At 72.5% G+C, this 9412-nt stretch carries 8 protein-coding genes and 1 pseudogene; 7 read left to right on the top strand and 2 right to left on the bottom strand.

Going from position 1 to position 9412, the window contains the following annotated elements; translation table 11 throughout:
- Together HW445_RS09665 and HW445_RS09670 are read right to left on the bottom strand one after the other, a co-directional pair.
- Window positions 1-954, bottom strand: a pseudogene (locus HW445_RS09665) (tetratricopeptide repeat protein); the annotation flags it as partial.
- Window positions 951-2813 carry an HSP90 family protein gene (locus tag HW445_RS09670; RefSeq protein ID WP_180220624.1) on the bottom strand — a complete coding sequence of 621 codons (1863 nt, stop codon included), beginning with the start codon at window positions 2811-2813 and terminating at the stop codon, window positions 951-953. The gene HW445_RS09670 and the pseudogene HW445_RS09665, both read right to left, overlap by 4 nt.
- Before the next feature lie 173 nt (window positions 2814-2986).
- Between HW445_RS09670 and recG the strand changes: the two genes are divergently transcribed.
- From recG to rnc, 7 genes are all read left to right on the top strand, one after another.
- Window positions 2987-5194, top strand: a complete 2208-nt coding sequence (gene recG, locus HW445_RS09675) for an ATP-dependent DNA helicase RecG (protein WP_180220620.1) — start codon at window positions 2987-2989, stop codon at window positions 5192-5194.
- Between the two features lie 90 nt (window positions 5195-5284).
- On the top strand, window positions 5285-5872 hold the full coding sequence (rsmD, locus tag HW445_RS09680; protein WP_180220621.1) for a 16S rRNA (guanine(966)-N(2))-methyltransferase RsmD: 588 nt from the start codon (window positions 5285-5287) through the stop codon (window positions 5870-5872).
- Window positions 5873-5898: 26 nt separating this feature from the next.
- Window positions 5899-6378: a pantetheine-phosphate adenylyltransferase gene (gene coaD, locus HW445_RS09685; protein ID WP_180220625.1), complete on the top strand. Its 480-nt coding sequence runs from the start codon at window positions 5899-5901 to the stop codon at window positions 6376-6378.
- Between the two features lie 123 nt (window positions 6379-6501).
- The gene (locus HW445_RS09690) at window positions 6502-7695 is read left to right on the top strand and encodes an ATP synthase F0 subunit B (RefSeq protein ID WP_180220622.1); all 1194 of its coding nucleotides are present in this window, start codon (window positions 6502-6504) and stop codon (window positions 7693-7695) included.
- 157 nt (window positions 7696-7852) lie between these two features.
- The gene (locus HW445_RS09695) at window positions 7853-8506 is read left to right on the top strand and encodes a DUF177 domain-containing protein (protein WP_151775447.1); all 654 of its coding nucleotides are present in this window, start codon (window positions 7853-7855) and stop codon (window positions 8504-8506) included.
- Between the two features lie 2 nt (window positions 8507-8508).
- The gene (rpmF, locus tag HW445_RS09700; protein WP_052859918.1) at window positions 8509-8682 is read left to right on the top strand and encodes a 50S ribosomal protein L32; all 174 of its coding nucleotides are present in this window, start codon (window positions 8509-8511) and stop codon (window positions 8680-8682) included.
- A 19-nt stretch (window positions 8683-8701) separates the two neighbouring features.
- On the top strand, window positions 8702-9412 hold a 711-nt coding region (rnc, locus tag HW445_RS09705), incomplete at its 3' end, for a ribonuclease III (protein ID WP_180220623.1).

The following is a 9412-nucleotide window of genomic DNA, read 5'->3' on the forward strand; positions in this document are numbered from 1 at the left end:
CCAGTCGCGGCCGGCCGGCCCCGGCACCTGCCGGTCGCCCATCCCCAGCGCCACCAGCCGGTCCATGAGCAGGGCCGTCACGGCCAGGTAGTCCTTCTTGCTCGACGGGTGCCCGTCGTCGGTGAAGTACGCCGGCCGCTGCGCGAGGAGCTCCAGCGCCCGCGCCTCGTTCCCCGTCAACGCGCAGAACTCGACGTGCTCGGCGTAGGAGGCACGCATGCTCTCCGTCGCCCGCACCAGCCGGAAGCCCCGCAGATGGTTGGCCTTCGCCTCGCCGAGGCGGCCCAGCCGCAGGAGCGGCAGCAGCGAGGACGCCAGCACGTTGTGCGGCTCGTGGGCGCAGGTGAACCGGCCCTCCAGAACCGGTGCCCACACCTCCAGCGCCTCCTCGTCCCGGCCCCGGATCACCTGCCACCAGCCCTGGCCCTGCAACTCGCAGGCGTAGCAGTCCGCCATCCGGTCACGGTCGGCGGACAGCCAGGCCGCGTAGGCCACTTCGGCGCGCTCCAGGTCGCCGACGTGGCTGGCGACGTGGAACTCGCAGGAGCGCACGGCCCGTTCGGAGTGGCCCGCCAGCCGGTAGCGGCGCTCCATCTCCTCCAGCCAGTTCTCCATCGCGTCCAGCGGGATGTGCGGCTGGCCCAGCATGCCCGTCGACATCCACTTGAAGCGCCAGAACAACGAATGCGTCTCGTACGCGTCGAAGTCCTCCGGCCGCTCGTCCCACATCCGCAGCAGCCGGGCGAACGGCACGAACGCCTTGTCCTTCTCCGAGCTGTAGTTGTAGACGATCAGCTGGTGGCCAAGCGCCTCGATCACGGCCAGCGGCAGGCCCAACGACTCGGCGTCCGCGAGCAGTTGCTCGGCCCGCGCGTTGCGCGCCGGCCCCTCCGGCCGCTCACCGTTCTCCGCGATCGCGCGGCGCAACTCGTCCAGACCGGTCACGGAAGTCAACGGACGTCCTCCTCGGGGTCGTCGCCGTGCGTGGCGTCGCCGTGCGTGGCCCACTCCAGCAGGCCGAGGAACGCACGGTTGAGCAGCGCGGTGTCCGCCGGCCGCAGCGGGCGCTGCGCCATCAGCAGGGCCTGCCCGTACAGGGACTCCGTCGCCGTGCCGATCAGTTCCGGATCGGTCAGCGAACCGATGCGCCGGATCAGCGGGTTGAGGTGGTTGAGGACCAGGCGCGCCCGCGGCGCCCCGCCCCGCAGCGAGCCGAGGATCCCCGACCACAGGTCGTCGGCGCGGTCCTCGGCCTCCGCCCGCGCCTGCTCGTGGCGGGCGGAGCGGTCGTCCAGGTGCAGCGCCGGCACCGTCACCGGATGGAACGCCCGCAGCGCCACGTCGCAGCCCAGCCCGTCCAGCCGGGCGCGGGCGGCCGCCAGGAACGGCGAGAGCGCCAGCTCCACCGACGGGTCCACCGAGTCCAGGTGCGCGGTCACCACGTCCGCGTCCAGCTCGGCGACCACCGTCCCCGGCCGCACCGACGGCAGCGCCTCCACCAGTTCCGTGTCGTAGGTGTAGCCGCCGTTGACCACACCGACGCCCTGCGCCGAGGCGATCGCGGAGACCTGCCGGTACTCCTCCACGGTCCGCGTGTAGTGCACGACCTTGTGGCGCTGGGCGAACTCCTCCAGGGACAGCCGCCCGTCGGTGGTCTCGAACGGCAGCCACGGCAGCATCACCCGCAGCATCTCGGCGTCGTGCCGCGCCAGCGCCTTCACGCCCAGGTGGTGCACGGCCAGGAAGGCCGTCAGCCGGTCCGGGTCGCCCGCCGCCAGCCCGGTCAGCCACGACCGGATCCGCTCGCCGAGGGCCTCCCGCACCGCCGCCAGGGTCTCGTCCTCGTACAGCGACTCGCGCGACGCCGTCGGCCGCAGGGTGTCGGTGTCCAGCACGCAGCGGACGAAGAACGCCCAGTCCGGCAGCAGCTCGTCGGCCCGGTCGGTCAGCAGCATGCCCTTCAGGTGCACCCGGTGACCGGCCCGCTGGGCGGGGCTGACCGCGGCGGGCAGCACGTACGCCACACCCCGCACGCCCGCCACCGGCACGTCCAGGTCGATCGAGTCCAGCGGCGTGAAACCGAACAGCTCGTCGCAGTGGCGCGCCAGCGCCACCCGCCGGGTCGCCGGGCTCTGGTACGCCCGGTCCCACGGCGCCGGCAGGTCGGTCACCGCCTCGTCGTTCACCCGCACGTCGTACGGCAGCAGCGAACCGAAGCCGCGGGCCAGCTTCAGCACCCGCTCCTCCTCCAGCCACTGCGCCGCCCCGGCACGCGCCCGCAGGTGCACGGTGGTGCCCGGCTCGGCGCGGGCCTCCTCCGGCAGCGTCCGCACGGTGTACGAGCCGTCGTCGGCGGCCAGCCACTCCACGGGCGGAGCGGCGGGCGTCCGGGCGCTCCGGCTGACCACCCGGATCTCCTCGGCGACCAGGAAACAGGCCAGCAGACCGATGCCGAACTGCCCCAGGAACCCGGAGCGGGCCGACTCCAGCGAGGCCGCGTCACCGCGCTTGGAACTGCGGCCGATGGTGGCCAGCAGGTTGTGGACGTCCTCCTCGGTGAGGCCGACGCCGGTGTCCTCCACCCGCAGCGTCCCGCCCTCGGCGTGCAGCCGCACGCGGGCCGGCGCGTCCGGGTCCTCCGCGCGCCGCGCGGTGACGGCGTCGACGGCGTTCTGCAGCAGTTCGCGCAGGTAGACCTTGGGACTGGAGTACAGGTGGTGGGAGAGCAGGTCCACCAGGCCGCGCAGGTCGACCTGGAAGGAGTGCGGGGCGGAAGGAGCGGGCTGGGACGGCTTCGAGGTCTGGGAGTCCATCGTCACGGCGCCGGTGGGGGAGACAGCGGAACGGCGCGGGGTCGGGCGGCACCGTGTGGGGCGGTGGACCGCGGGTCAGTGGTGGCCGGACGCGCCATCCTAGGAGCTGAAGAACACACCTGACCAGGAGTTTCCACAGGCATTCCGCAACGCTGTCGCACCCGTGGTGTGGAATGGAAGGCGTGCCCGCACTGGAAGAACCCCTGAAGAAGGTGCTCGGCCCCGCCACCGCGAAGGTGATGGCCGAGAACCTCGGCCTGCACACCGTGGGCGACCTGCTGCACCACTACCCGCGTAGATACGAGGAGCGCGGCCGGCTCACCCGGCTCGCCGACCTCCCCATGGACGAGCACGTCACCGTGGTCGCCCAGGTCGCCGACGCCCGGCTGCACACCTTCGCCTCCAGCCGCGCCCCACGCGGCAAGGGCCAGCGGCTGGAGGTCACCATCACCGACGGCAGCGGCCGTCTCCAGCTGGTGTTCTTCGGCAACGGCGTCCACAAACCGCACAAGGAGCTGCTCCCCGGCACCCGTGCCCTCTTCGCCGGCAAGGTCTCCGTGTTCAACCGGCGGCTCCAGCTCGCCCACCCCGCCTACGAGCCGCTGCGCGGCGAGGGCGCCGCGGAGACGGTCGACAGCTGGGCCGGGGCACTCATCCCGATCTACCCGGCCACCGCCAAGCTGGAGTCCTGGAAGCTGGCCAAGGCCGTCCAGACGGTGCTGCCCAGCGCCCAGGAGGCCGTCGACCCCCTCCCGGACGGCCTGCGCGAGGGCCGTGGCCTGGTCCCCCTCCCCGAGGCGCTGCTCAAGATCCACCGCCCACAGACCCCGGCCGACGTCGAGGACGCCCGCTCCCGCCTGAAGTGGGACGAGGCGTTCGTCCTCCAGGTCGCCCTGGCCCGCCGCAGGCACGACGACGCCCAGCTCCCCGCCGTCCCCCGGAGACCGCAGCCGGACGGCATCCTCGCCGCCTTCGACGACCGCCTCCCGTTCACCCTCACCGAGGGCCAGCGGAAGGTCTCCCGGGAGATCTTCGACGGCCTCGCCGCCGAGCACCCCATGCACCGCCTCCTCCAGGGAGAGGTCGGATCGGGGAAGACGCTGGTGGCGCTCCGGGCCATGCTCGCGGTGGTCGACGCCGGAGGCCAGGCCGCCATGCTGGCGCCCACCGAGGTACTGGCCCAGCAGCACCACCGCTCGGTCACCGAGATGATGGGCGACCTCGCCCAGGGCGGGATGCTGGGCGGAGCCGAGCACGCCACCAAGGTCGTGCTGCTCACCGGTTCCATGGGCGCCGCCGCCCGCCGCCAGGCGCTGCTCGACCTGGCCACCGGCGAGGCCGGCGTCGTCATCGGCACCCACGCCCTGATCGAGGACAAGGTGCAGTTCCACGACCTCGGCCTGGTCGTCGTCGACGAACAGCACCGCTTCGGCGTGGAGCAGCGCGACGCCCTGCGCGGCAAGGGGAAGCAGCCGCCCCACCTGCTGGTGATGACGGCCACCCCGATCCCGCGGACGGTCGCCATGACCGTCTTCGGCGACCTGGAGACCTCCGTCCTGGACCAGCTCCCCGCCGGCCGCTCGCCGATCGCCAGCCACGTGGTGCCGGCCGCCGACAAGCCGCACTTCCTGGCCCGCGCCTGGGACCGCGTCCGGGAGGAGGTGGAGGCCGGGCACCAGGCGTACGTGGTCTGCCCGCGCATCGGGGACGAGGAGGACGACCCGAAGGGCCGGAAGAAGAAGGAGGAGGCCGAGACGGCCGACCGCCGCCCCCCGCTCGCCGTCCTGGAGGTCGCCGAGCAGCTGGCCCGGGGCCCGCTGGCCGGACTGCGCGTCGAGGTGCTGCACGGCAGGATGCACCCGGACGACAAGGACGCCGTAATGCGCCGCTTCGCCGCCGGGGAGACGCACGTGCTGGTCGCCACCACGGTGATCGAGGTCGGCGTGAACGTCCCCAACGCCACCGCCATGGTGATCATGGACGCCGACCGGTTCGGCGTCTCCCAGCTCCACCAGCTGCGCGGCCGGGTCGGCCGCGGTTCCGCCCCCGGCCTGTGCCTGCTGGTCACCGAGGCGCCCGAGGCGAGCCCCGCCCGTCAGCGGCTCGGCGCCGTGGCCGCCACCCTCGACGGGTTCGAGCTCTCCCGGATCGACCTGGAGCAGCGCCGCGAGGGTGACGTGCTGGGCCAGGCCCAGTCCGGCGCCCGCTCCTCGCTGCGGGTCCTCGCGGTGATCGACGACGAGGAGGTCATCGCCCAGGCGCGCGAGGAGGCCGCCGCCGTGGTGGCCGGGGACCCGGACCTGAGCGCGCACCCGGGCCTGCGGACCGCCCTCGACGCCCTCCTCGACGAGGACCGGGAGCAGTACCTGGAGAAGGGCTGAGAGACTGTGGAGCGCACGACCTGTCCGCACCGTCTCCCTCACGGCTCGCCGAGTGAGCCCCGGGGGGCGGACCGAGCCCTAAGGAACACAGTGAGCCGCGTGATCGCCGGGACGGCGGGTGGACGCCGTCTGGCCGTGCCCCCGGGCAACGGCACCCGTCCCACCTCCGAACGGGCGCGCGAGGGCCTCTTCTCCACCTGGGAGGCGCTGCTCGGCGGCCCCCTGGAGGGTGAGCGGGTCCTCGACCTGTACGCCGGCTCCGGCGCCGTCGGCCTCGAGGCGCTGAGCCGCGGCGCGTCCCACGCCCTGCTGGTGGAGGCCGACGGCCGGGCCGCCCGCACGGTGCGTGAGAACGTCCGCTCGCTGGGCCTGCCCGGCGCCGAGGTCCGCAACGCCAAGGCCGAGCAGGTGATCCAGGCAGCGCCCGCCGGCGCCCCCTACGACCTGGTCTTCCTCGACCCGCCCTACGCCGTCACCGACGACGATCTCCGCGAGATTCTCCTCACACTCCGCTCCGGAGGCTGGCTCGCCGAGGAGGCGCTCGTCACCGTGGAGCGCAGCACCAGAGGCGGCGAGTTCAGCTGGCCGAGGGGTTTCGCGCCCCTGAGGTCCCGCCGTTACGGAGAAGGCACCTTTTGGTACGGTCACGCCGCCTCCACCAGCGAGGACGCGCCATGACCGGACCGGAGAGCGAGGGATCTCACGTGCGCCGCGCCGTCTGTCCCGGGTCGTTCGACCCCATCACCAACGGACACCTCGACATCATCGCCCGAGCCTCCCGTCTGTACGACGAGGTCTACGTGGCCGTGATGATCAATCAGAACAAGAAGGGCCTGTTCAGCGTCGAGGAGCGGATCCAGCTGATCCGCGAGGTGACCGCCGACTGCTCGAACGTGATCGTCGAGTCCCACCACGGCCTGCTGGTCGACTTCTGCAAGCAGCGCGACATCCCCGCCATCGTCAAGGGACTGCGCGCCGTCAGCGACTTCGACTACGAGCTGCAGATGGCCCAGATGAACAACGGCCTCACCGGGGTGGAGACCCTCTTCGTCCCCACCAACCCCACGTACAGCTTCCTCTCCTCCTCGCTGGTCAAGGAGGTGGCGGCCTGGGGCGGCGACGTGGCCCACCTGGTCCCGCCGACCGTCCTGACGGCGCTGGCCGAGCGGCTGCGCCGGAGCTGAGCGTTTTCGGCGCCGACGCGCCGGGGACGCAGCGACGTCCCGTCATCCGTGTCGGACGGGGCCGCGGTCGCCGTACAGTCGTCCCGTCCGTCTCCAACCAGCTGTAGAGAGTGGCGAGTCCAGGTGGACGTGCAGAACAAGCTCGACGAGATCGTCGGCATGGTGTCAGGTGCCAGGTCGATGCCGATGTCGGCCTCGTGCGTGGTCAACCGCGCCGAACTCCTCGCCATGCTCGAAGAGGTCCGTGAGGCCCTCCCCGGCTCGCTGGCGCAGGCGCAGGAGCTGATCGGCGGCCGCGAGACCATGGTCCAGCAGGCCCGCCAGGAGGCCGACCGGATCGTCGAGGGCGCCCACGCCGAGCGCGCCTCGCTGATCTCCGGCACGGAGATCGCCCGCCAGGCCCAGCAGGAGGCCGAGCGGATCCTCGCCGAGGCCCAGCAGCAGGCCGAGGAGGTCCGGGCCGAGGCGGACGACTACGTCGACTCCAAGCTCGCCAACTTCGAGGTCGTCCTCACCAAGACGCTCGGCTCGGTGGGCCGCGGCCGCGAGAAGCTGCTCGGCACCGGCCCCGGCCTGGACGAGAACGGCTACGAGGACGAGGACGCCCCCGAGCGCAGCCACGACCCGGAGACCCTGCGCCGGGACGCCGACAGCTACGTCGACGTCAAGCTGGGCGCCTTCGAGGCCGTCCTCGCCAAGACCCTGGAGGCGGTCGGCCGCGGGCGCGACAAGCTCCAGGGCCGGATCGCCTCGGACGCGCTGGCCGACCTGCCGCTGGGCGAGGACGGCGTGCCCCTGGCCCACGAGAGCGACGAGGACTTCCTCGCCGGCCTCGCGGACGCCGCGCAGGCCCCGGACCGCCGGCCGGACCGGCACGCCGAGCAGGCGCCGTCCGCGCACCAGCCCCGGCACCAGCCGCAGCACCAGCCCCAGCCGCAGTACGACCCGCAGTCGCCGTACGAGCAGCCCCGGCACCAGCCCGCGTACGAGCCGCAGACGGCCCAGGACCCGTACGGCTACCAGCAGCCCCAGCCGGCCACGGCGTCCTACGGCGGCTACGAGCAGCAGCCGCAGCACTCGCAGGGGTACGGCTACGACTACCAGCAGGCGGACCCGTACGCGGCCTACGGGCAGCAGCCCCAGCAGCCCCAGCAGCACGCGCAGCAGACGCAGCAGGGATACGAGCAGGACTACGGCCCGCAGGACGCCTACGGGGCGCCCGCCCCGGCCCGCGCGCTGGACGAGACCAGCTTCTTCGACACGGGCATGATCACCCCGGAGCAGCTGCGGGCCTACGAACAGGGCCGCGGGCAGTAGCCCCGGACAGGGCCGCGGGCGGTGCCCGCGGCCCCCGGCCGAAGGAGGTCGAGGGGGGGCCGGTTGGGTCCCGGCCGAAACGTCCAGTATCCTGGCTCTTCGGTCGTGCCTTCTGGGCGCGATTCCCCCCTCTTCACCTCGCAGATCTAAGGCTGGAATGGCTCAGAACGCCCGCCTCGACCACCGCGACCCTCTCGTGTTCGACACGCATGAGCTGGGGCGGCGGCCCGGTGCGCTGCGGCGCCTGACCAGGACGGTCGACGCGCCTCGCGACCTCGGCATCGCCGACGTCATCGGTGTGCCGGAGGGCAGGCCGGTGGAGCTCGAGCTCCGCCTGGAGTCGGTCCTGGAGGGCGTCCTCGTCACGGGGACCGCCCGTGCGAAGGCCGAGGGGGAGTGCGTAAGGTGTCTGGAGCCGCTCGAGCGTCAGCTCGTCGCGGACTTCCAGGAGATGTTCTCGTACCCTGACGCCGACGACCGGGGCCGCCCCAAGGCGGACGCCGGCGACGACGCCGAGGACGACGAGGACACTCTTCACCTCGAGGACGGCATGTTCGACCTCGAGCCCGTGCTGCGTGACGCGGTGGTACTCGCACTGCCGATGCAGCCGGTGTGCCAGGAAGACTGCCCTGGTCTGTGCCCCGAGTGCGGGGTGCGGCTGGCGGACGACCCGGACCACCACCATGACGCCGTCGACATCCGTTGGGCGGCTCTGCAGGGACTCGCAGGTTCACTCGAACCCGGCGAGAAGGACGAGATGAGCGGCGGCGCGCCTCAGTCAGCACGCGCCGACGAGAAGCAGGAGAAGTAGCCGTGGCTGTTCCGAAGCGGAAGATGTCGCGCAGCAACACGCGCCACCGCCGGTCGCAGTGGAAGGCTGCGGTCCCCACCCTGGTGTCGTGCGAGCGCTGCCACGAGCCCAAGCAGCAGCACATCGCGTGCCCGTCTTGCGGCACCTACAACAAGCGCCAGGTCCTCGAGGTCTGAGCGGCTGGTGAGAGGCTCCATGTCACACGCCAAGAAGGCGGACACGGCCTCGTCCCACACGCTTCTGGAAGGGCGGCTCGGGTACAAGCTCGAGTCCGCCCTTCTGGTGCGTGCGCTGACCCACCGTTCCTACGCGTACGAGAACGGCGGTCTGCCCACCAACGAGCGGCTGGAGTTCCTCGGGGACTCCGTGCTCGGCCTGGTGGTCACGGACACGCTGTACCGGGTCCACCCCGACCTCCCGGAGGGCCAGCTGGCCAAGCTCCGGGCCGCGGTGGTCAACTCGCGCGCGCTGGCCGAGGTGAGCCGTGGGCTCGACCTCGGCTCCTTCATCCGGCTCGGCCGGGGTGAAGAGGGCACGGGCGGCCGGGACAAGGCGTCCATCCTCGCCGACACGCTCGAAGCGGTGATCGGCGCGGTCTACCTGGACCAGGGTCTGGACGCGGCGGGGGAGCTGGTGCACCGCCTGTTCGACCCGCTGATCGAGAAGTCCTCGAACCTGGGCGCCGGCCTGGACTGGAAGACCAGTCTCCAGGAGCTCACCGCGACCGAGGGGCTCGGCGTTCCCGAGTACCTGGTCACGGAGACCGGCCCCGACCACGAGAAGACCTTCACTGCTGCCGCCCGCGTCGGAGGCGTCTCGTACGGCACCGGCACCGGCCGCAGCAAGAAGGAAGCGGAGCAGCAGGCCGCGGAGTCCGCCTGGCGGGCCATCCGGGCCGCCGCCGAC

The organism is Streptomyces sp. UH6, assembly GCF_013421635.1.
GTDB classification, from domain to species: Bacteria; Actinomycetota; Actinomycetes; order Streptomycetales; family Streptomycetaceae; genus Streptomyces; species Streptomyces abyssomicinicus.